The 23,735-nt window shown below is 41.7% G+C and carries 20 protein-coding genes and 1 tRNA gene; 16 read left to right on the top strand and 5 right to left on the bottom strand.

Annotated features, from left to right (window positions below; translation table 11 throughout):
* Window positions 1–37 precede the first annotated feature (37 nt).
* Window positions 38–412 carry a lactoylglutathione lyase gene (gene gloA, locus IGJ44_RS12565; protein ID WP_413156983.1) on the bottom strand — a complete coding sequence of 125 codons (375 nt, stop codon included), beginning with the start codon at window positions 410–412 and terminating at the stop codon, window positions 38–40.
* Window positions 413–559: 147 nt separating this feature from the next.
* On the opposite strand from gloA, the gene IGJ44_RS12560 reads away from it, so the two are divergent.
* A complete protein-coding gene (locus IGJ44_RS12560) occupies window positions 560–1,003 on the top strand; it encodes an NUDIX hydrolase (protein WP_005228661.1) in 444 nt (147 codons plus the stop codon).
* A 44-nt stretch (window positions 1,004–1,047) separates the two neighbouring features.
* On the opposite strand, the gene yidA is transcribed toward IGJ44_RS12560, so the two are convergent.
* The 3 genes from yidA to IGJ44_RS12545 are packed head-to-tail and all read right to left on the bottom strand — an operon-like array spanning window position 1,048 to window position 4,051.
* A complete protein-coding gene (yidA, locus tag IGJ44_RS12555) occupies window positions 1,048–1,866 on the bottom strand; it encodes a sugar-phosphatase (protein ID WP_123833581.1) in 819 nt (272 codons plus the stop codon).
* A gap of 9 nt (window positions 1,867–1,875) precedes the next feature.
* The gene (locus IGJ44_RS12550; RefSeq protein ID WP_010749809.1) at window positions 1,876–3,246 is read right to left on the bottom strand and encodes an HD domain-containing protein; all 1,371 of its coding nucleotides are present in this window, start codon (window positions 3,244–3,246) and stop codon (window positions 1,876–1,878) included.
* Complete coding sequence (locus tag IGJ44_RS12545; RefSeq protein WP_167827033.1) at window positions 3,230–4,051, bottom strand: lipoate--protein ligase family protein; 822 nt, start codon at window positions 4,049–4,051, stop codon at window positions 3,230–3,232. Before IGJ44_RS12545 ends, IGJ44_RS12550 begins: the two co-directional genes overlap by 17 nt.
* A 223-nt stretch (window positions 4,052–4,274) precedes the next feature.
* On the opposite strand from IGJ44_RS12545, the gene IGJ44_RS12540 reads away from it, so the two are divergent.
* Both IGJ44_RS12540 and rpoE read left to right on the top strand, forming a co-directional pair.
* On the top strand, window positions 4,275–4,712 hold the full coding sequence (locus IGJ44_RS12540) for a DUF1934 domain-containing protein (protein WP_005228669.1): 438 nt from the start codon (window positions 4,275–4,277) through the stop codon (window positions 4,710–4,712).
* 84 nt (window positions 4,713–4,796) lie between these two features.
* Window positions 4,797–5,405, top strand: a complete 609-nt coding sequence (gene rpoE / locus IGJ44_RS12535; RefSeq protein ID WP_005234347.1) for a DNA-directed RNA polymerase subunit delta — start codon at window positions 4,797–4,799, stop codon at window positions 5,403–5,405.
* Window positions 5,406–5,569: 164 nt separating this feature from the next.
* Here the strand turns inward: rpoE and IGJ44_RS12530 are convergent.
* A tRNA-Arg gene (locus IGJ44_RS12530) sits at window positions 5,570–5,641 on the bottom strand.
* 51 nt (window positions 5,642–5,692) lie between these two features.
* On the opposite strand from IGJ44_RS12530, the gene rpoN reads away from it, so the two are divergent.
* The 13 genes from rpoN (at window position 5,693) to rnr (ending at window position 23,724) form a co-directional block, all read left to right on the top strand.
* Window positions 5,693–7,012 carry an RNA polymerase factor sigma-54 gene (gene rpoN, locus IGJ44_RS12525; RefSeq protein ID WP_176323943.1) on the top strand — a complete coding sequence of 440 codons (1,320 nt, stop codon included), beginning with the start codon at window positions 5,693–5,695 and terminating at the stop codon, window positions 7,010–7,012.
* Between the two features lie 243 nt (window positions 7,013–7,255).
* Window positions 7,256–8,293 (top strand): sugar-binding transcriptional regulator, encoded by a 1,038-nt coding sequence (locus IGJ44_RS12520; protein WP_005228675.1) that lies wholly within the window; start codon window positions 7,256–7,258, stop codon window positions 8,291–8,293.
* Window positions 8,294–8,333: 40 nt separating this feature from the next.
* Window positions 8,334–9,335, top strand: a complete 1,002-nt coding sequence (gap, locus tag IGJ44_RS12515) for a type I glyceraldehyde-3-phosphate dehydrogenase (protein WP_008380858.1) — start codon at window positions 8,334–8,336, stop codon at window positions 9,333–9,335.
* Between the two features lie 99 nt (window positions 9,336–9,434).
* Complete coding sequence (locus IGJ44_RS12510) at window positions 9,435–10,625, top strand: phosphoglycerate kinase (RefSeq protein WP_005234355.1); 1,191 nt, start codon at window positions 9,435–9,437, stop codon at window positions 10,623–10,625.
* A gap of 63 nt (window positions 10,626–10,688) precedes the next feature.
* Entirely contained in the window at window positions 10,689–11,444 is a 756-nt protein-coding gene (tpiA, locus tag IGJ44_RS12505; protein ID WP_060792838.1) for a triose-phosphate isomerase, read from the top strand.
* 112 nt (window positions 11,445–11,556) lie between these two features.
* Window positions 11,557–12,858, top strand: coding sequence for a surface-displayed alpha-enolase (eno, locus tag IGJ44_RS12500; RefSeq protein ID WP_005234360.1), 1,302 nt, complete (start codon window positions 11,557–11,559; stop codon window positions 12,856–12,858).
* Window positions 12,859–13,015: 157 nt separating this feature from the next.
* Window positions 13,016–14,071 carry a hypothetical protein gene (locus tag IGJ44_RS12495; RefSeq protein WP_167826957.1) on the top strand — a complete coding sequence of 352 codons (1,056 nt, stop codon included), beginning with the start codon at window positions 13,016–13,018 and terminating at the stop codon, window positions 14,069–14,071.
* Between the two features lie 525 nt (window positions 14,072–14,596).
* Entirely contained in the window at window positions 14,597–18,706 is a 4,110-nt protein-coding gene (locus IGJ44_RS12490; protein WP_270266675.1) for a Cna B-type domain-containing protein, read from the top strand.
* A 139-nt stretch (window positions 18,707–18,845) separates the two neighbouring features.
* On the top strand, window positions 18,846–19,802 hold the full coding sequence (locus IGJ44_RS12485) for an alpha/beta hydrolase (RefSeq protein ID WP_074536102.1): 957 nt from the start codon (window positions 18,846–18,848) through the stop codon (window positions 19,800–19,802).
* A 17-nt stretch (window positions 19,803–19,819) separates the two neighbouring features.
* A complete protein-coding gene (locus IGJ44_RS12480; RefSeq protein ID WP_060792847.1) occupies window positions 19,820–20,092 on the top strand; it encodes a GNAT family N-acetyltransferase in 273 nt (90 codons plus the stop codon).
* 155 nt (window positions 20,093–20,247) lie between these two features.
* On the top strand, window positions 20,248–20,484 hold the full coding sequence (gene secG, locus IGJ44_RS12475; RefSeq protein ID WP_005228700.1) for a preprotein translocase subunit SecG: 237 nt from the start codon (window positions 20,248–20,250) through the stop codon (window positions 20,482–20,484).
* A 123-nt stretch (window positions 20,485–20,607) separates the two neighbouring features.
* Entirely contained in the window at window positions 20,608–21,360 is a 753-nt protein-coding gene (locus tag IGJ44_RS12470; RefSeq protein ID WP_430605753.1) for an alpha/beta hydrolase, read from the top strand.
* Window positions 21,361–21,363: 3 nt separating this feature from the next.
* Window positions 21,364–23,724 carry a ribonuclease R gene (rnr, locus tag IGJ44_RS12465; RefSeq protein WP_167826959.1) on the top strand — a complete coding sequence of 787 codons (2,361 nt, stop codon included), beginning with the start codon at window positions 21,364–21,366 and terminating at the stop codon, window positions 23,722–23,724.
* Window positions 23,725–23,735: the final 11 nt, after the last annotated feature.

Below are 23,735 nucleotides of genomic sequence, written 5' to 3'. Positions count from 1 at the left end.
AAAAGGACACGAGGTCCTTTTTTCGATCACCTTCGCTTTATTTTTCGCGAATAACTTCGATTTTGTAGCCATCAGGATCTTTCACAAAATAGTAAGATGGAGAAGTCCCTGGTAGTCCTTTCAAGTCAGTGACGTCAAATCCGGCAGCTTGGTGCTTCTCATGAAGCGCTTCTAGATCATCGGTACTGATGGCGATGTGGCCATAGCCGTCGCCTAACTCATAGCCAGGATGGTCATAGTTATACGTCAACTCTAGCTCGTAATCATCACCAGGCAAAGTTAAGTAAACCAAAGTAAATTTATGTTCAGGAAAATCACGACGGCGAGATTCTTCAAAACCAAAGGCAGTTTGATAAAAATCTAGAGAAGCCGTTAAGTCTTTGATGCGGACACATGTGTGAGCCATTTTCATGGGTAAATCATCCTTTCGATCTTGATAGTTGTATGATAACATATTTTCTCTTTTTGTAACGAATAAAAGACAACCGAGCGTTATTTCCAGCTTGTCCAGACTATTGGCATAGGGTAAAATGGAAAGAAAGTGTTGGTGGAGGGAATCATGCCAGAAAAGGAAATTGTGTTCGGGGAAAAAGAAGCGGGGAAACCATACAAATCAAGATATGGGGCGTATGTCGTTCTTCCAAACGAAAAAAATGAAGTGATCTTGGTGCAAGCACCCAACGGCGCATACTTTTTGCCTGGTGGTGAAATTGAGCCAAATGAGAGCAAAGAAGAAGCGATCCAACGAGAATTGATTGAAGAACTTGGATTTGAAGGGGAGATTGCTGAGTATCTAGGGGAGGCAGTTGAATACTTCTATTCGCGCCATCGCGATACATTTTACCATCACCCGGGCTATTTCTATTTAATGACACAGTGGAAAAAAGTTTGCGAACCGACAGAAGAAACCAATCAATTGTCTTGGCACACGCCAGAAGAAGCGATCCAACGATTGAAACGCGGCAGCCATAAATGGGCAGTTGAACAGTGGTTGGCAAAATAAAAAAGTCAGGTTTCCGATAAAAAGGAAACCTGACTTTTTTGCACTTAGTTATTAGTTAAAACATACTTGTTGATCACTTCTGCTACACCGTCTTCTTCATTTGAAGCGGTTAGGACATCTGCGGCATTTTTCACGTTTTCAGTAGCATTGGCCATCGCCACACCGATACCAGCATATTCCACCATGGTTAAATCATTTTCATTATCGCCGATCGCCATGACTTCTTCTTGTTTGATGCCTAAGTGCTCCGCCAATTTTTTGACAGCAGCTCCTTTATGGGCTTGTTTATTTAGGACTTCCAAGAAGTATGGAGCACTTTTAACCACATTGTAGTTGTCGGTCAAACTACTCGGCAATTGTGGGATGATCTGATCCAGTATTTCGGGATCATCGATCATCATCATTTTGATGATATTCAAGTCAGCAGTCATTTCTTCTGGTGTCCGATATTTCAATGGCATGTTGACTAAGAAGGCTTCATAAATCGTGTAAGGACTGATATCGCGGTTAGCGGTATACATGGTATCCTCAGTTTCTACATGAAGGTGAACCCCTAATTTTCTCGCAGTCATCTCAACAAAGAGATAGTCATCTTGGGACAAGCCGAATTCAGAGATGATCTCTTGATTTTTGGTTTTTTGAACCAAAGAGCCATTGTAGGTAATCACGAAATCATTGTCCGTAAATAAGTCTAGTTCCTTCAATAAATCTTGGACACCAGTTAAGGGGCGTCCCGTACACAAAACGATGCGCACGCCTTGTGCTTCTGCGTCTTTTAATGCTTTGTAAACTGCTGGAGTGATCTTGCGGTCGTTGTTCAGCAGGGTGCCATCGATATCGATGGCGATCAGTTTGATACTCATAAGTTCCTCCTAGTGGCTTGGTTTGATCAAAGCACCATTGCGAATGTGCTTGGCAAACTCTTGATACGTCTCTCCAAATAAATCATAGTGATTTTGGATGTTGGGGTCAATCATTTCTTTTGGAAAATAAAAGCGTTGGTCACCTTGGGTTTGTCCTGCTAAGGCTGCAACAAGTTGACTGGCTTGGGATAATTCTACAAGGGAACCATCTTTTTCCTGTAATTCGATCTGTGTCCGATGCTTACCAGAAGTTGGTCGATAAAAATCATAAGGCAGATCGAAGCTTGAATTGATGGCAGTATAGTAGCGGGGATTGAAGCCGACTTTTTCCACCAGTCCCTGCATTTCTTCAATCATCGGCAACTGTGTCTCATCGTCAAAGCGAGCGGATTTTAGCGGTTTACGATTTAAGAACCGCTTGGCTAAATCGCTGAGGATCGGATCATTCTCTTCCGTCCATTGGGTAAAGTAGGTATTCAACACGCCATCGTCGAGTTTCAAGTATTCATCTAAAGTGAATTCTTGTTTTAAAAATGGGAGAAGCAGTTGCGAATGGCTTTGAAACATTTCCTGATCCACTTGATAAAGTTCTGCAGCACGATCCAGCAAGTGGGCTAAGATCACTTCCATCCCTCGAGAACTCGCATGGAAATAAACTTGCACATACATTTGGTAACGACTGACGATGTAGTCCTCCACAGCGTGCATGCCATTCATAGAAAAAGCAATACCGCCTTCGTACGGACGAATCACTCGTAAAATTCTGGTCAGATCAAACGTGCCGTATTCAGTGCCGGTAAAATAAGCATCGCGCAGCAAGTAGTCCATCCGATCAGCATCGATTTGACTGGAAATCATTTGAACGACTTGGGGATTTGGATAGGTTTTAGTGATGACACTTGCCACTTTCTCAGGAAATCCAGCCTCCACTCGGTTCAATATCTGATGAACTTCCGTTTCAGGAGAAGTGATGATCGCCACTGTGATGGCTTCATGGTCTGTATGGAAAATATGCTCAAAGGTGTGGGAGTATGGACCATGGCCCACATCATGAAGCAATGCTGCACACAAGGTCACTAAACGCTCCTTATCATCCCAGCCGTTCGGTCCAACTTTTTCAATCGAATAATTGCGTTGGAAAATATCGCAAATGCGGCGGCTGATTTCATAAACCCCCAAGGAGTGAGAAAAGCGGCTGTGTTCTGCTCCGTGAAAGGTGAAAGAAGCAGTCCCTAGTTGTTTGATTCGTCGCAAACGCTGCACTTCTTTGGAATTGATCAAGTCTAAAATCACTTGGTGCTGCACATGGACATAGTTATGAACAGGGTCACGAAACACTTTTTCTATCGCTAAGGTTTGATATTTATATGGTAGGCTCATCGCTAAACTCCTTTATTGGGTGATTTCGCTTTTCCATGCCAGCTAAGCGTTGCTGCATTTGTTCGCTAAGGTCATTTTCTGAAAGCCATTGATCCAGTGACTCAAGCGGATATAGGGATTGGTCTGTGATCAAGAAAAGCAGGGCTTTTTGCAAGCGGTCAATCACCTCTTGTGTGGTAAACTTACGGCCGAGAGCCGCTTCTAAAGTGGTCATGCTCGCAGGATTGACGGCTGGATAGCCATCCGTACCAAAGCGCTCTTTTAAACCTGCTTGGTAAAAACGACGAACGAGAGAGCCGCGGGCTGGTTGGTCGCCATTGATGCTCAGATACATCATGACAGCCACGCCGTCTTTGATCCGTCGTTGTGCTGTGCCAGCAATTTTTTTTCCGTCAATACTCAGGTCATAGGTGCCTGGGCAGTACGAGTCAGCAATTTCATAAGCCAAAATTATCCGCTCAGGAAAGGCTGTTTGCAACAATGTCGCCATCATTTCATAGGCTGCATCCGTAGTGGCAGCCAAATGTTTAGGGAAAATGAGGGAGACATTCAAAATACCGGCATCATTGATGACCCCAAGCCCGCCTGAGTTGCGGATGATCGAGTCATAGCCAGCTTCTTTCAAAACCTGCAGACCATCTATCAAAAAAGGCAGCCGGGTATCTTTCATTCCTAAAATCATCGTATCGGACAACTGCCAAAAATGACAATAAACTTGTTCCAGTTTGCCAGCAGCTTCGGTGGCAACATCGGTAAAAGCAAACGGCTCATAAGGATTGTGGATACGTGGTAAGGTTTGATCCATTATATAGATAGTCAAATCGGTTAAACTCCTTTAAAAATACCTGTTATCCTTATTATATACGATTCTTGGAAAATTACTTGGAGAAAAGAATGAAAACTTGCTTTTGTTTTCGCTTTTTTATTTTCAATGAAGAAATAGACCAAGGAGAATCAACTGAAATGATTGACAAACGAATGAAAAAAAGCAAGAATGAAACTGAAATCTTCAAAGGAGGCACACGTACATGCAAGAATTATCAAAAGGAATCCCAATCTCGATTCATTTAACAACCAATGTACGTCAAGCAGGGGAAACAGAGAACTTTCTGTTTGATCTGCAAGGACAAGCAGTCAAGATCGGTGATACCTTATATATCCGTTACAAAGAGATCCAGCCAGACGGTACCGACGTTCCCGTCACGATGAAAATCATGCCAGACGGATTGATTCAATTGATTCGCTCAGGGGAAATGCGCATGCGTTTGAAATTTTCTTATAAGGAACGGTTAGAGACGAGCTACCAAACCCCGTATGGCTTGATGATGTTCCACACCTTCACCAATCACTTGCACGTTAGCTTGAAAGACCGTCCATATTCGGGAAAGATCGATATCGATTATGACTTGTTCATGGCTGCTGACAAAGTCGGCGAATACAAACTATCTTTAGAATTTACCGCTTGATCAAAGGGAAATTGAAAGAAAAAATTGCAATTTGAGGCGGAATTTTGTATGATTAGGAGTAGACTGTGAAAGGACGTGTCCCGTTTGGAAATTAATGTATTTGAAGGTGTAAATAAAAACGAATTGTCGATGATTGAAGTTGCCCATGCGATTTTAGAGCAGCGCGGTGACGTGATGGATTTTTCTGATTTGGTCAACCAAATTCAAAACTATCTTGAAACTTCAGACAGCGAGATTCGTGATTCATTGGCGCAGTTTTATACAGACTTGAATATCGACGGTAGTTTTATTTCTTTAGGCGACAATCGTTGGGGCTTACGTTCATGGTACGCCATTGATTCGATCGATGAAGAAGTCAACCATGGCATCGAAGACGAGGATGAAGATACACCACGTCGTCGCAAACGTAAAAAAGTCAATGCCTTTATCAACGATGATGAAGACGCAATCGATTATAACGATGATGATCCTGAGGATACTGATTTGTCAGATGACGAAGAAGATGATCTCTTTGATGATGATGATGACGAGGATGAAGAAATCTCGGCATACAATTCAGACTTGCAAGAAATCGGCGCCGACAATAGCACCGATGATGAAGAAGAATTACCTGACAGCATTGAGGAAGATCTAACCATTATCGATGACGATGATGAAGATGATTTTGCGGATGAAGAGGAAGAAGAGGAGTAATCCTCTTCTTTTTTTCGCCTTATGGCTGCAAGCAGCTTTTAATCGTTGAAGGACGAGTTCGCCTTCTTACATAGATACAAATAAAAAAGGAACCGCATCAGCGGTCCCTAAGTGCTTTTGAATTATTGATTTGAATCGAGTATACTTGTAACGAAAAGAAAAAACGCGCCTTGAGGGAATCGAACCCCCGTCTCAAGAACCGGAATCTTACGTGATATCCACTACACTAAAGGCGCGAAGCACAAATATTAGTTTAACCAATTTCAGTGAAAAAAACAAGAGGTAGAATGATGAAATTTCAACAGCAATTTTCACAACAACAAAAACAGACGCAAAAGCTTGCTATGACGCAGAAATTACAGCAATCGATCCAAGTGTTGCAATTTTCTGCAGACGAATTATTGTCCTTCATAGATAACCAAGCATTAGAAAATCCATTGATTGATCTGGGGGAATATGATTCGCCCATCACACCAAGCAAAAGCAATGGCTCATCAGAACAATTGATGGATTATTTAAGCCAGATCCCTGACCAGCATACGTCTTTATTCGAATACCTCATTGATCAAGTGCATTTAAACTACCGAGATACCTTCTTGCGGACGATCGTTTTATTTTTAGTCGAGTACATTGATTTAAACGGCTTTTTGACGATTGATCTGGAAGAAGCTGGAAAACTTGTTGGTGGGACCCCAATCCAAATGCTCGATGCCTTGACCTTGATCCAGCAGCTAGATCCAGCAGGCGTCGGTGCTCGTGATCTAAGAGAGTGTTTGATGCTGCAAACGGAAAGAGATGACTATGCGCCGCCAATGGCCTATCTCATTTTAGAAGAATTTTTTACGGAAATGGCAGAGCGCAAGTGGGACAAAATCAGCAAAGCGCTGCAGATTCCATTAACTGAGATCCAAAAGGTCTTTGATTATGTTCAAACATTGACCCCCACACCAGGGGCTGCGTTTGGGTCAACCGATGGGCTTTACATCGTTCCTGACCTGCGGGTGACGGTTGAAAAAGGACAGCCGATCGTGAAATCAAACAAACGCGCCTTACCAGAGGTTCGCTTTCAGCAGCAATATTTTGATCAATTGAAGCAAAGCGGTGATCCAGAGGTCTTAAGTTATTTAGACAATAAAGCCCAAGAGTTCGAGTGGCTGAAAAAGACCTTGCTGCAACGAGGGGATACCATCTATCGTGTCGGGGTGCAGATCGTTGCACGGCAAAAGGAGTTTTTCACTCAACCAGATCGCCCATTAAAGCCATTGGTTTTAAGAGAAGTTGCCGAAGAATTAGGGATTCATGAATCAACGGTCAGCCGAGCGGTCAACGGGAAATACTTGGAAACCTCCTTTGGGGTGTTTGAATTAAAACTATTTTTTGGACAGAAAGTTTCGACACAAGAAAGCGGTGATGACCTGACGACGGCATCGATCAAACAGCAGCTAAAGGCACTGATCGATGAAGAAAACAAAAATAAACCATTGTCAGATCAGAAGTTGACAGATGCCCTCAAAGCCCAGGGCATCGATATTTCCAGACGAACGGTGGCAAAGTATCGTGAAGCTATGAATATCCCAGGTTCTTCCAAGCGGAAACGATTCGAGTAAAGCAAAACGTACTATTAACGAGTAGGAAAGGCAGCAAAGCCTTTCCTTTTTTTATCGATCCTTTCCTCTTTTTCAAATTATGACGATTTTATGAAAAGCAAGATTTTGTGACTGAAATAGTTGCGTATCAAGGCGATAAGTGCTACTATTATTGGTGTAGGAAACAGATTTAAATTTTTTTTGCAATCGATGGGTCATTTTAAGTCATTGTAGGACGAAAATTGTCCAACGGGAGGATATAAAATGCTCGATGAATTAAAATTGATTGAGGCAATCACCCCGGATATTCTCGCTGTACTCCAGGAACGTTACCGTATCTTAAGAAATATTTATTGGATGCAGCCCGTTGGCCGCCGGACACTTTCGGAAAGTTTATCAATGACGGAACGCGTGTTGAGGACGGAAACAGATATCCTTAAAAAGCTAAAACTGATCGACTCTTCAAAAAGCGGCATGCAATTGACCGCCTATGGAGAAGAAGTGTACACGAAGATCGGTGCACTGATGGATCAGCTGTTCGGAATGCACCAAATCGAAAAACGATTATCAGAGACCTTTGGCATCGAACGTTGTTTGATTGCGAGCGGCGATGGTGATCGACAACCGAAAGTGATTGCTGAATTTGGCCAGTTGCTGAATGAATCGTTGGATCTCTTATTGCCAGAAGGCAAAAACACCATCGCAGTGATGGGAGGGACGACAATGGCGAAAGTTGCCGAGGAATTGGGCAATTTGGAAACCGCCAAACGTCATAACTTGTTTGTTCCAGCCCGTGGCGGTATCGGAGAATCAGTCAACGTGCAAGCAAACTCAGTCAGCTCAGTAATGGCGATGCAGACAAACGGCGATTATCGCTCCTTGTTTGTACCAGAACAATTAAGCATGAACACCTACGAGTTTCTCTTGAAAGAACCCGCCATCGTTGATGTCTTAAACTTGATAAGTCAAGCGAATTGTGTTATTCATAGTATTGGACGGGCGTTGCATATGGCGGCTCGACGAAAAATGTCAGAACAAGAAATTCTGATGTTAAAACAAAAAAATGCAGTTGCAGAATCCTTTGGGTATTTCTTTAACGAAGCTGGCGAGGTCGTCTACAAAGTTCCTCGCATCGGACTTCAATTAAAAGATTTGCAAAAAGTCCCAATCATTTTTGCGGTCGCTGGCGGACAATCAAAAGCCAAAGCGGTCAATGCATACATGAAAAATGCACCAAAACAAACCTGGCTCATCACCGATGAAGCTTGCGCAAATGAGATTTTAAAAGGGGCAACCCTTTAAAATAAATATTTTTATGATTTTCATAAGGAGGAAATCTTAAATGACAGTTAAAGTAGGTATTAATGGATTTGGACGTATCGGACGCTTAGCATTTCGTCGTATCCAAGAAGTAGAAGGAATCGAAGTTGTGGCTATCAATGACTTAACAGATGCTAAAATGTTAGCTCACTTGTTAAAATATGATACAACACAAGGACGTTTCAACGGTACAGTTGAAGTTCACGAAGGTTCATTCAATGTGAACGGAAACGAAATCAAAGTTTTAGCTAACCGCAACCCTGAAGAATTGCCTTGGGGCGAACTAGGTGTTGAAATCGTGTTAGAATGTACTGGATTCTTCACTTCTAAAGCAGCTGCTGAAAAACATTTAACAGCTGGTGCAAAACGTGTAGTTATCTCAGCTCCTGGTGGAAACGATGTTCCAACAATCGTTTACAACACAAACCATGAAACTTTAACAGGTGAAGAAACAGTTATCTCTGGTGCTTCATGTACAACAAACTGTTTAGCTCCTATGGCGAAAACATTGAACGACAAATTTGGTGTGATTGAAGGATTAATGACTACAATCCACGCTTACACAGGTGACCAAATGACTCTAGACGGACCACACCCTAAAGGTGACTTCCGCCGTGCCCGTGCTGCTGCTGCAAACATCGTGCCTAACTCAACTGGTGCTGCTAAAGCGATCGGCTTAGTAATCCCAGAATTGAACGGCAAATTAGATGGTGCTGCTCAACGTGTTCCTGTTGCAACTGGTTCATTAACTGAATTAGTTACTGTTCTTGACAAAGAAGTAACTGTTGATGAAATCAATGCAGCAATGAAAGAAGCTTCAAACGAATCTTACGGTTACAACACAGACGAAATCGTTTCTTCTGATATCGTTGGTATGACTTACGGTTCATTATTTGATGCAACTCAAACAAAAGTTATGACTGTTGGCGACAAACAATTAGTTAAAACTGTTGCTTGGTACGACAATGAAATGTCATACACTGCACAATTAGTACGTACTTTAGAATACTTCGCTAACCTATAAGAGTTGCGAACGACTTTAATTTAAACCATCGCAAGAGAAAGCGGGGAAGCATCGCGCTTCTCCGCTTTTTTTAACAATTATGCTAGGAGGAATCTGTTCATGGCGAAAATGACAGTTCAAGATATCGATTTAAAAGATAAAAAAGTTCTTGTACGTGTGGACTTCAACGTTCCATTGAAAGATGGAGTGATCGGAGATGATACACGGATCAAAGCAGCATTACCAACAATCAATTACGTGATCGAAAACGGCGGAAAAGCAATTCTTTTCTCACACTTAGGTCGTGTGAAAGAAGAAGCAGATAAAGCTGGAAAATCTTTAGCGCCAGTTGCGAAACGTCTAGGCGAATTGTTAGGCAAAGAAGTAACTTTCGTGGATGAAACCCGAGGCGAAAAATTAGAAGCAGCGATCAACAACATGCAAGATGGCGATGTCGTTGTTTTTGAAAACACTCGTTTCGAAGACATCGATGGCAAAAAAGAAAGCAAAAACGATCCTGAACTAGGTAAATACTGGGCTTCTTTAGGCGATGTTTTTGTAAATGATGCCTTTGGTACCGCACACCGCGCACACGCTTCAAACGTAGGGATCGCTTCAACAGGTATCCCAACAGTTGCTGGTTTCTTAATGGAAAAAGAAATCAAATTCATCGGTGAAGCAGTCGAAGAACCAAAACGTCCAATGATCGCGATTCTTGGTGGAGCAAAAGTATCTGACAAAATCGGCGTAATCGAAAACTTGATTCCTAAAGCAGACAAAATCTTGATCGGCGGCGGAATGACGTATACGTTCTACAAAGCAAAAGGTATGGAAATCGGTAATTCTCTTGTGGAAGCAGACAAAGTAGAATTAGCAAAAGAATTGATCGAAAAAGCTGGCGATAAATTAGTATTACCAGTTGATTCAATCACTGCTGCTGAATTTTCAAATGATGTCCCAACAGAAGAACATACTGGTGATGTTCCTGAAGGACAAATGGGCTTAGATATCGGACCTGAAACTATCGCTTTGTTTGCTGAAACATTAAAAGGCGCAAAAACAGTCGTTTGGAACGGACCTATGGGTGTGTTTGAAATGTCTAACTTCGCAAATGGTACGATTGGTGTTTGTGAAGCAATTGCCAACCTTGAAGATGCAACAACGATCATCGGTGGCGGTGACTCTGCAGCTGCAGCAGAACAATTAGGTTTTGCTGACAAATTTACCCACATCTCAACAGGTGGCGGTGCCAGCCTTGAATTGCTAGAAGGAAAAACACTTCCTGGCCTAGCTGCGATCAACGATAAATAATCAATGACAAGCCGTGCAAAGGATCTCCTTTGCACGCTTGATAACGAAAAGGAGTGCCAGAACATGCGCAAACCAATTATTGCCGGAAACTGGAAAATGAACAAAACTGCGAAAGAAGCAAAAGAATTTGCTGAAGCAGTCAAAACAAAAATTCCTAGCAACGATACAGTTGACTCTGTGATCGGTTCGCCAGCTCTATTCTTAGAAACATTAGTGAATGCTGCTGAAGGAACAGAATTAAAAATTGCTGCTCAAAACAGCTACTGGGAAAATGAAGGTGCCTTTACTGGTGAAACTTCACCAGCAGCTTTAGCAGATCTAGGTGTTGACTATGTCATCATTGGTCATTCAGAACGTCGTGAATACTTCCATGAGACAGATGAAGACATCAACAAAAAAGCCAAAGCAATCTTTGCAAACGGCATGATCCCAATCCTATGCTGTGGTGAATCTTTAGAAACCTATGAAGCTGGCAAAACAGCGGAGTGGATCGAAGGACAAATCACTGCTGGCTTAGACGGTTTAACAGACGGTCAAGTAAGTAATCTTGTGATTGCGTACGAACCAATCTGGGCGATCGGTACTGGTAAATCAGCGGATGCAAACATCGCAGACGAAATTTGTGGCGTTGTCCGCAAAACCGTTGAAAAATTATACGGCAAAGAAGTTTCAGACAGCGTACGTATCCAATACGGCGGTTCTGTAAAACCTGAAAACATTGCTGAATACATGGCAAAAGAAAATGTTGACGGAGCATTAGTTGGCGGCGCAAGCTTGCAAGCTGATTCATTCCTAGCATTATTAGATGCTGTAAAATAATTTCATTTTCATGAAAATAACATTTGCAGAATCGTCACTTTTTCACTACAATTAAGTTGTTCGCAAGGGGCATTCCCCTTAAGATAAAACAAACTCAAAGGAGAGACAAAACATGTCAATTATTACTGATGTTTACGCACGCGAAGTCTTAGACTCACGTGGTAACCCAACTATCGAAGTAGAAGTCTACACAGAATCAGGTGCTTTCGGCCGCGGAATGGTTCCTTCAGGAGCTTCAACAGGTGAACACGAAGCAGTTGAATTACGTGATGGCGACAAAGCTCGTTATGGCGGTAAAGGTGTAACGAAAGCAGTTGACAATGTAAATAACATCATTGCAGAAGCTATCATCGGCTACGATGTCCGTGACCAAATGGCTATCGATAAAGCAATGATCGCTTTAGACGGAACTCCTAACAAAGGCAAATTAGGCGCAAACGCGATTCTTGGTGTTTCTATCGCTGTTGCTCGTGCAGCTGCTGATTACCTAGAAGTACCTTTATACCACTACTTAGGCGGATTCAATACAAAAGTATTGCCAACTCCTATGATGAACATCATCAACGGTGGTTCTCACTCTGACGCACCAATCGCTTTCCAAGAATTCATGATCTTGCCTGTAGGCGCACCTACATTCAAAGAAGGCTTACGTTGGGGTACTGAAGTATTCCACGCTTTGAAATCAATCTTGTCTAAACGTGGTTTAGAAACTTCAGTAGGTGACGAAGGTGGTTTCGCTCCTCGTTTTGAAGGAACTGAAGACGGTGTTGAAACAATCTTAGAAGCAATCAAAGCTGCTGGTTTAGAACCAGGTAAAGATGTATACCTAGGATTTGACTGTGCATCATCAGAATTCTACGAAAACGGTGTTTACGACTACTCTAAATTTGAAGGCGAAAACGGCGTAAAACGTACTGCTGCTGAACAAGTTGACTACTTAGAAGAATTAGTTAACAAATACCCAATCATCACTATCGAAGATGGTATGGATGAAAACGACTGGGATGGTTGGAAACTATTAACTGAACGCTTAGGCGACAAAGTTCAATTAGTAGGGGATGACTTGTTCGTTACAAATACTGAAATCCTTGAAAAAGGAATCAAAAACGGTATCGGTAACTCAATCCTGATCAAAGTTAACCAAATCGGTACATTGACGGAAACATTCAATGCTATCGAAATGGCGAAAGAAGCTGGTTACACTGCAGTAGTTTCTCACCGTTCAGGTGAAACAGAAGATTCAACAATCTCTGATATCGCAGTTGCAACAAACGCTGGCCAAATCAAAACTGGTTCTCTTTCACGTACTGACCGTATTGCAAAATACAACCAATTACTACGTATCGAAGACCAACTTGGTGAAGTTGCTGAATACAAAGGCTTGCAAGCTTTCTACAACTTAAAAAATAAATAATTTTAGTTTGATCAAACATTTTCGTTTGGCTGAACTGAAATGATGGTAGAGTCCCCCCATGTGTAATTGACATGGGGGGACTTTTTTACGAGTTTTATCGGTATGCTAATTGTATGATAGACTATAGGAAAACTTAGTATTTTAGGAGAGAACGCTGATGAAAAAATTGTACATAAATAATGTAGTATCAAAGGAAGTAGAACATATTGTTTCGGCTGCAGGAATTATTGACCTACTTCCAAAAGAAGTGATCCTCCAGTATAATTGGCTGATTACCGATTATTCAGGTGACACAAGTATTTTGCATTCGATTGAAAAGAAGAAAAATGGAAAGTCGCTTATTTGGCTGAGCGGCCATAATTTATTGGATGCAATCAAAGATACTTATCTTTATGAAGGGGTGCTAACTGGTTTTTTACCCAGCATTTCTTTGGATGATCTTTTGATCTTTGATTCTTATCCTGAGTGGGAAGGCTGGAATCGTGATGTAGATCTTCCGTACATTCAGCATCCATTAGGCAGCTTAGAATTAATCATTGATGATGGTAGCTCATATTCTGTCGTTACAGACGATACAGATCTATTGGTATATATAGAAAAGCATTGTAAGGATATAGCTGTGTCTGATTCATGTGATGAAAGACCAGACAGATCGTTTGGCGATCTTTATAGTCAACAGTTGCTACCCACAACTGTTGGCAACTGGTGGTTATCTTTTAACGGGGAGCCGATTTCTTTTAAAGTAATCGATGGTCATAGCAATTTTTCGAGTGACTACGGTGAAAGTCATCCAGATTGGGTCAGCGAAATAATCGGTCGCTTTATCTTATTGCCTAATTTAAAAATGATCAAAGGGAAGGGAAAACTTGAGATAAAAACGGATCTTCCTCGACACTCTTTCCGTGATTTTGAAATCGTTAGTGGGCAAAGATACTATGGCGCGCAATATTTGTTAAAAAAATCTGCCAATAACCTTAATTTTGCTGTAACTCAATATTATGACGATGAGTGTTTCCTGAAAAAATCCGGGGGTGTATATCAACTTGACAGATCTGACTCGGGATTCCCAGCTTATTATATTGAGGGGAATCAAAGTCCAGCTGATTTAAGATTTTGTTTGTCATGGGGTGCATTGGCTACTGCAGATTCTTTGTCCTTGGATGTGGCTTGTGACTTTGATCAAGAGGAGATTGTTCAAACTTTTAGTAATTAAAAGTGAATGAAAGCTATATAGAAAAAATCTGTTTCTAGTAGATGAACAAGGAACAGTTTTTTTCTATAGAATGTAAGTTGAAAAGTTAAGAGAACTTATAAATAGAGGGAAAATAACAATAAGATTTTAAAGAATCTGCTAAAATTTTTGTAACCGAAAATGAAAATAATATGATTGTTTATGAAAATTTTCATTTTCAGTTTACAATTATTTTTTTTTGACAAGTGAAATTTTAGCGAGTAGCCAATCACTCCTGATGTTTAAGAGTTTTCAATGAAAGAACTTTTATCACAAACAAAAGATTCTTTCTGGATTATGAGTATTTATCATGAAAAAAATATTCTATTGTTTTTCAAACAAAAGGAATCCTATTTCATTTTCACAAATTTCCTTGAGAGCAGGACCCATTTTTCGGTTTTTGCTCTCATTTTTCTCACAGAATCAAAATTTGGGTCATTTTGCATTTTCTCTTTTTTCCGATTAGGATAATCACCTGAGTAAAATTTGTTGTTTGGAGGAAGAGAAATGTGTACTTATGTGAAAAAAATAGCTTACCCAATGTTCATGCTGTCCTTAATTATGTTATCCTATTTGGCGCCTTTATTATCAGTCATCACAGCCAATGCGGACACCGAGGAGAATCCCAAAACAATCCTATTTCAAAACGAAAAGGGCACAGCGCAAGTGACCTCATTACCAGATCCTACCACAGGAGAAATCACTTGGACGATCGAGGTAGAAAAGAATCAGCAGTCTGCTGCTAATCAACTAGCATTCAGTTTGAGTGAAGGAGAACAAACGGTTCTGCCAGAATCAATCCAAAGCAACGGCACGCCATTTACATATGATCCGCAAAGACAGCAGCTGATGGAAGAAACTACTAGCAGCTCCTTTAGCCAAATGACGCTAACGTTTCAAACAAAAGCTCTTAAAACATTGACAATCAAATCCGCCTTTCTTCAAACAGAGGAAGAAAATGGACAAGTGAAAGAAGACATCATCAATACAACAGATGTAGCAGTTGTTCTACCTGAAAATGAATCCACAGAAGCAACGAGTGCCGAAGCAGTGCTTGCTGACAGTCAGGAACAAACAGATGCTTCCGAAAACCAGCCTGCAACAAAAAGCAGCGAGTCAAAACCACAAGCAGAATCAACTACCGCATCAACAGCAATAGAATCTACGCCTGATACACAAGCAAGTGCGCCATCAGCTGCACAACTATCAAGTGGCGGCATCTTTAAAAATGATGTGCCAGAAGTTGATGACGCACTTCTAGGGGAAGCCCAGTTCTTTCATATTTTTGCTAACCATGCGACGCTAAATACCCACACGAACGGAAACTTAGCAGTGGGGGAACTAAATGGCAATGTCAATTTTGGAACCAGTGTTCAGGATGGTTCGTTGGCAACAGAAATCAATTATATTCAAAAGGTCAATACGATCGCAAATTCTTCTTTTGTGTCAGGAACTGATAGCAGAAAAAACAAAGTTGTCTTTGGCCCATCAGTCACAGTAGATTTAGCAGATCAAAATCAACAACCTGCCGTTTTTGTAAATGGACAGAGAATGGATCACTTGAAAACTTCCGAAGTTTTCCAAGATCAATCCGCAAGTGAACCGTATATAGATTTTAAAAAGGTATTTTCAACGTTACAGGCGACGTCAGAAAGGCTAGGAGCCTATCCGCAAACACCCGGTGTAACCAAAGACTTTACTGATAATAATCAGCGGGTCATCAATACCGCCCGTGCTGAAAATGATACTCAAGAGGTTGTTTTGACCTTAACGGATGAACAAGGCAACCCGCTTGATGACGGTGTTTACGAACTTCAAAATAAAAAGACACATAAAGAGGTTGATGAAGAGGTCACAAATGATGATGGACAAGTAATCGAAACGGATCTTCCAGAAGGGGATTATTCTTTTGTTGAAACAGAAGCGCCAGACGGTTATCTAGTCGACAAGAAACCAATTTCCTTTTCGGCAGATACTATTGATGAAGAAGATCAAAAGGTAGTCGTTACTCTTTCAAAAACAGAATTAGAAAAAGATACACCTATTACCATCAAAGGGCTAACAAAAGGCACGTCTCCTGTGCTCATCAATGTGGATACCGAAGGAGCAAGTGCCGTTAATATCAAGTCGCAAATCAAACTAGAATATACAGATGGCACGACGCGCAATAGTCATGAAACAGAAGATTTTGATGATGCCGTTATCCTGTGGAATTTTATTAATCAGCCAGAAAATCAAATGATTTCGATTAATAGTCCCTTCCAAGGAACGATTTTGGCTGTTGGTGATACAGTTGATGTCCACCAAAATGTTGACGGCAGTATCATTGCTGATACGGTATTGGTCAATGCGGAAACCCATCGCTGGGATCTTCAAGCCAATGAAACAGTTGTACCGATAATCAAACTAGCTGCAATGAATCACCTGCTGTCTCTTGATACAACGACAGTCAGCGGAACCAAAACGTGGGACGATTATGACAACAAATTTAATACCCGTCCGACAAGCATTACGGTTCAATTACTGCAAAACGGTGAAGTGTTCCAAACAAAAACGGTTACCCCAAATAAAGAGGGGGAATGGCATTATGAATTTACCGATCTACCGACAACCGACGAATCTGGTCAGACCTATGATTACGCAATTCAAGAAACACCCGTTGAAGGGTATACCACCAAAGTAAACGGCTATGACCTAATCAACACCTATCGCAATACCGAAACGACAGAAATATCAGGAACAAAGACATGGAATGACTACGACAATAAGTTCAATACCCGCCCTGAAAGCATCACTGTCAAACTGATGCAAAATGATAAGGAAATCGACAAGCAAGTCATAAAATCAGATAACCACGGCAACTGGACTTATCGCTTTGATAAGCTGCCTAAGTATGACGCCGAAGGAAAAGTGTACACTTACACGATCCAAGAAGAAAATGTTCCAGAATACACCACCAAAGTAAATGGCTATGACCTAGTCAACACCTACCGTAACACCGAAACGACAGAAATATCAGGAACAAAGACATGGAATGACTATGAAAATAAGTTCAATACCCGTCCTGAAAGCATCACTGTCAAACTGATTCAAAATGATAAAGAAATCGCCAAGCAAGTCGTAAAATCAGATAACCACGGCAACTGGACCTATCGCTTTGACAATCTGCCTAAGTATGATGCCGAAGGAAAAGCATACACTTACAAGATCCAAGAAGAAAATGTTCCAGGATACACCAGTGAAATCAACGGTTATGATCTAGTCAATACGTACCGCAATACGGAAACAACAACAGTTTCAGGTACGAAAACATGGAATGATAACAACAATCAGCTCAATATCCGACCAGAAAGTATTACTGTCGAATTAATGCAAAACGGTAAAGAGATCGACAATCAAATCGTAAAAGCCGATAAAGAAGGCAACTGGACCTATCGCTTTGATAATTTGCCAAAATACGATGCCGAAGGAAAAGCCTACACTTACACGATTCAAGAAGCAGACGTTTCTGGATATATCAGTGAAGTAAACGGCTATGACCTAGTCAATACGGAAACAACCACAGTTTCAGGAAGAAAAACTTGGAATGACAACGATAACCAATTCAACACCCGCCCTGAAAATATCACTGTCAAGCTGATGCGAAACGGCGAAAAATACGCAGAAAAAAATGTAAAGTCAGATAACCACGGCAACTGGACCTATCGCTTTGACAATCTTCCTAAGTACGATGCCAAAGGAAAAGCCTACACTTACACGATTCAAGAAGAAAATGTTCCAGGATATATCAGTGAAGTAAACGGCTATGACCTAGTCAATACGGAAACAACCACAGTTTCAGGAAGAAAAACTTGGAATGACAACGACAACCAATTCAACACACGCCCAGAAAGCATCACTGTCAAGCTGATGCGAAACGGCGAAAAATACGCAGAAAAAAATGTAAAATCAGATAACCACGGCAACTGGACCTATCGCTTTGATAAGCTGCCAAAATACGATGCCGAAGGAAAAGCCTACACTTACACGATCCAAGAAGAAAAAGTTTCAGGATACACCACCAAAGTAAACGGCTATGACTTAGTCAACACCTACCGTAACACCGAAACGACAGAAGTATCAGGAACAAAGACATGGAATGACTACGACAACAAGTTCAATACCCGCCCTGAAAGCATCACTGTCAATCTGATGCAAAACGGCGAAAAATACGCAGAAAAAATCGTAAAAGCCGATAAAAAAGGCAACTGGACCTATCGCTTTGATAAGCTGCCAAAATACGATCCCGAAGGAAAAGCCTATACCTACACGATCCAAGAAGGAAAAGTTCCAGATTACACCACCAAAATAAATGGCTATAACTTAGTCAACACTTATACAGGGCCAGAGACACCGAAAACCCCGAGTGATCCTAAAAAGCCGCAGGTCCCGTTATCACCTAAAAAGCCAGATACATCTAAACAACCGGAAGATGACAACAAGAATGACGCAAACCATGCGACTACTGAAAAACGATTGCCTAAGACAAACGAGCGCTCTTCTTATGTGTGGAGTATCCTTGGAAGTATTTTACTCGTTACAAGCGTTGGCATACTTTATCGACGAAAACATAGTTAACCAATCAAAACTTTGCCCTGACTTCTAACAGATAAGCAGGGCAAAGTTTTTTTAAAAGTATAGGACTTAATTAAGACCTGCGACAAAACTTTGGCTGAAATCCATTGTAAATGGTAAACTAAAATTAAGGGGGGATCCTATGGTTTGGCTATTGCTACTACTGCTTATTTTTGGTTTTTTGGTGTACTATGTATATCGCACGTCTGTTTTGAAAAAGGGCGTACGCTATTTTGTTTCGGCGATCATTATGCGAAACAATGAATGGTATGAAAAAGAAGGCAGAAAGAAACTGGGGATTCCATACAAAGAGCGGATCGCAACAAAGAGTTCGGCTTTTTGGACACAAGGTTCGGAATGTACGGTAACGACCGCCGATGATCTGATCCTAACAGCGGAAGTCTTTGATCAGTGTGCAAAAACGTGGGTGATCTGCTTGCATGGGTATCGCAGTGATGGGCAAGCAGATTGTCAAGAGGCAGCCGAGAAATTCTGGTCTGCTGGTTACAATGTTTTAGTTCCTGATTTACGTGCACATGGCCGCAGTGAAGGCAAAGAGATCGGTTTAGGGTGGCTAGATCGGATGGATCTGCTTTTGTGGATCGATAAGATTTTGGAAAAAGACCCACAAACACAAATCTTCCTCTATGGTTTAGGAATGGGGGCTGCGACCTTGCTGCTGGCTAGTGGAGAAGTCATGCCGGTGCAAGTGGCTGGGTTGATCTCAGACAGCAGCTATACGTCCGTTTACAGTGCGATCCGATCAAGTTTGCCGCAATTTTCTCGGTTACCGATCAAACGCTTTTTGCGCTTAGCGAATCGCTATAGCAAACAATTAGTCGGTTATCCCTTCTTGCAGATCTCGGTGACCCGACAAGTCGGCAGCAACCATTTACCTGTGCTGTTTTTACAAGGAGAAAAAGATTCGTTTCTTTCGGAAAAAGAGATCAATACCTTAATGGAAGCAACGGCTGGACCGAAACAAAAAGTCCTCTTTGCGAATATGGGACATTTACAGGCAGTGAAAGATGCACCAGAATATTGGCCAACCGTTTTGCAATTCATTGAGAATATCAAACAAAATACAGACATCGTCTGATAGAAAGGAAGAAAGCAATGGAAATCAAAGAAGAAAATAAACGTTTTGCTTTGTATGATGGAGAAAAAGAGGTGGGAGAAATCACATGGCAAGAAACGCCAGATAATGTTCTAGAAGTAGACCACACCTTCGTCAACCCTGATTATCGCGGACAGCAATTGGCGCAAAAATTACTCAAAGCGGTTGTTGAAAAAGCAAGACGGGAAGAGAAAAAAATTATGCCTGTCTGCTCCTTTGCGGTCAAAGAGTTCAAAGAAAAACCAGAATACGATGACGTACTCGTTCGCTGATTTGAACGAAAGTGATCTATGAGAAAAAGGCTGTCAGAAAGGACAGTCTTTTTTTAAACCGTCCTGCAACGGTCAATGACAAAAAGAGAGTAGTAATTTCCAGCGGAAAATGCTAAAATGGAAAGGACGACTTTAGCAAGCAAGGAGGAGCTAACGTGTATAACATCTTATTAACTGCTGTGATCGTTATTTCGATTTTAATGGTCATTACGATCATGATGCAGCCTAGCAAGCAAAATAGTGCAGCTAGTGCCTTTACCGGCGGTGCAGATCAATTGTTTGGTAAGCAAAAAGCCCGTGGATTTGAAGCGGTGATGCAGCGTTCAACGGCCATTTTAGGTTTTGTTTGGATGGTCTTGCTCTTTATTTTGGCTTTTCTTTCATCAAACTAATCACTTTGTTAGCGAACCTCTCGTAAAGAGAGGTTTTTTTCTTTTTAACGGGAAGATTTTGATCGCATTTGTCGAAGTATTCTTGCTAACTATGGTAGAATTGGACGTGAGGTGAAAGGAAACATGAAAACATTTAATCAACCAAAACCGGTTTTTGCTGAACACGGCAAACGAGCGGTCATTTTGTTCCATGCCTATTCAGGTAGTCCTAACGATGTGCGCATGCTTTGTCGTTCGTTAGAACAAAAAGACTACACGGTTTATACACCGATGTTTACTGGACATGGTACACCGAATCCAGATGATATCTTAAATCAAGGAATGACTGTTTGGCAGCAGGATGCTGCGGATGCAGTTGCTTATGTGAAAGAAAAAGGCTATGAGGAAGTTACCGTTCTTGGACTTTCGATGGGTGGGATTTTAGCGATGGATCGTTTGACGCAAGACCCAACATTGATGGGCGGCGGTCTTTTTTGCTCACCGTTATTTGAAACCAAGAACGAAGTACCAGTCAATTTTGAAAAGTATGCTGAAATGGTCATACCCTACGCTGATTTAGATGAGGCGACCCAAAAAGAAATATTGGCAGAAGTCCCTCGTAAGGTCAGAGAACAACTGCAAGGAATCGAAACAGTCGGACAAACCACAGCTGAGCATTTAGGAAAAATCGAGCGCCCAATCTTCCTGGCGCAAGCAGGAAGGGACCAAATGATCGATCCACAGACGGTTTTCAAAACCGCAGCGGCATTGTCCCATGTTCCCTATACGCTTCAATGGTATCCTCAAAGTGGTCATGTGGTGACAGTTGGACCAGAACGGAAAAAATTAGAGCAGGATGTGTTTGCTTTCTTAGAAACACTTGCTTGGAAAGAGTGAGTTATGACAGAAACGATTAAAACAAAAATTGTTCAGTTTCTCGAAGAAAGCCGTAAAAAAAGTTTTTCAATGGAAGAAATTGCTGAAGGTCTAGGACTTCAAAAAAGTACAGACTTTAAGAATCTTGTCCAGACAGTAGCGGCGATGGAACGAGAAGGCAGTGTGATTTTTAACAAAAAAGGCAAAGTGAAATTACCAATGAAACGAGTGTTTGTGGAAGGAACCTTTCGTGCCAACGAGCGGGGCTTCGGCTTTGTCACGTTGGATGAAGAAGAAGACGATATTTATATCCCTAAAGAAGCAACAGGCTATGCCATGGACGGCGATACCGTTGCTGTAGACATCGTGCATGTTGCCGATCCTTTTTCAGATCGCGGCGCAGAGGGAAAGGTCGTAGAAATCAAACAACGCGCCATCAGTCAGTTGGTCGGCGAGTTTACATTATTTGACGAAAAAGAGATCGAAGAATCGGATCTATATGGCGTTGTTCAACCTAAAGATAAAAAACTAAGCGATTTAAAGGTGTTTATCGGCGCCCAAGGAATTCGTCCAGTAGACGGCAGCATCGTGATCGTTGAGATCAGCCATTACCCAGAAAAAGGCTATTCGAAAAGCTTAGAGGGGTTGATCACGAAAGTTGTAGGACATAAAAACGATCCTGGAATGGATATATTATCGATCGTCGTGGCGAACGGGATTCCAACAAAATTCGAGGAAGAAACCTTAGCAGCGGCAGATGCAGTACCAGATACGATCGATCCTGCCGACTTTCCGGAACGGCGGGATTTACGAGATCAACAGATTGTAACAATCGATGGAGCGGATGCCAAAGATTTGGATGATGCGGTGACCGTAAAAGCATTGCCTGACGGTAGCTTCTATTTGGGCGTGCATATCGCCGATGTTTCTTATTATGTGACCGAAAACAGCGCATTGGATAAAGAAGCGTTTGATCGGGGAACGAGTGTCTATCTTACGGATCGTGTGATTCCGATGATCCCACAGCGTTTATCAAACGGGATCTGTTCGTTGAATCCGAATGTCCCAAGGTTGACTATGAGCTGTGAAATGTGGATCAACCAAGAGGGGATCGTCACAGATTACAATATTTTCCAAAGTATTATTCAAACAAGTGCCCGTATGACGTATCAAGCAGTCAATCAAATCATTGAAGACAATGATCCAGAAACCACCAAAGAATATGCGGAATTAGTACCGATGTTCCATGATATGGCCGCCTTGCATCACGTGTTAGAAGCGATGCGCATCAAACGTGGGGCAGTTTCTTTTGAAGACCGAGAAGCAAAAGTCTTGGTCGATGGAGAAGGACACCCGCAAGAAATCGTTCTACGAGCACGGGGCGTCGGCGAACGATTGATCGAATCATTCATGTTGGCAGCCAATGAAACCGTGGCGCGTCATTTCAATCAGAAGCATTTACCATTTATTTACCGGATCCATGAGGAACCAAAAGAAGAGAAAATGCGCCGCTTCTTTGATTTTGCATCTGCTTTAGGGATCGTAGTCAAGCAGACCAATGGCTCGATCTCACCAAAACAATTGCAAAAAGTTGTTGAAGATGTCGCAGATAAGCCAGAGGCAATGGTTGTCAATACGATGCTACTAAGAAGTATGCAACAAGCGAAGTATTCTGAAGAAAACGTCGGTCACTATGGTTTGGCAGCGGAAGATTATACCCACTTCACGTCACCGATCCGTCGTTATCCCGACTTGATCGTGCATCGTTTGATTCGATCTTACAGTGAAGATGTCTCAGAAGCCAACCAAAACAAATGGGCTGAAATCTTGCCGGACATCGCGCTGCACAGCTCCCAAATGGAACGACGAGCAGTCGATGCAGAAAGAGAAGTCGATGCGCTTAAAAAAGCTGAGTATATGGCCGATAAAGTAGGAGAAGAGTTTGACGGTATCATCAGTTCCGTCGTTAAGTTTGGCTTGTTTATTGAACTGCCTAACACGATTGAAGGGTTGATCCATATCAATAATCTGAAGCAAGATTACTTCCATTATTTGGAAAACCATCTGGCACTTGTGGGTGAACGGACAGGTCTGACCTTTAAAATTGGTCAGAAAGTTCGCATCAAAGTCGTAAAGGCTGATCCAGAAACAAGAGAGATCGATTTCGAACTGGTAGCAGCAGAAGAAGTTGAAAAACTGCAAGCACCAAAAGCCAACAAACGTAACAACAATCAAAAAAATGAAGCTAGCCGCCGTGGAAAAAAACAACGAAACCCTGAGAAAAACCAAGGGAAACGCTTTGAGCAATCAGGCAAAGGCAAGCCGAAAAAAGCTGGCAAAGTGAAAAAGAAAAAACCTTTTTACAAAGGAATCAAGAAAAAATAATTGGAGGGATG

It is taken from the genome of Enterococcus sp. DIV1368d (assembly GCF_050542975.1).
In the GTDB taxonomy this organism is placed as follows: domain Bacteria; phylum Bacillota; class Bacilli; order Lactobacillales; family Enterococcaceae; genus Enterococcus_D; species Enterococcus_D casseliflavus.
The sequence above is the reverse complement of the archived record's forward strand: the minus strand, read 5'-3'. Positions and strand labels throughout refer to the sequence as shown.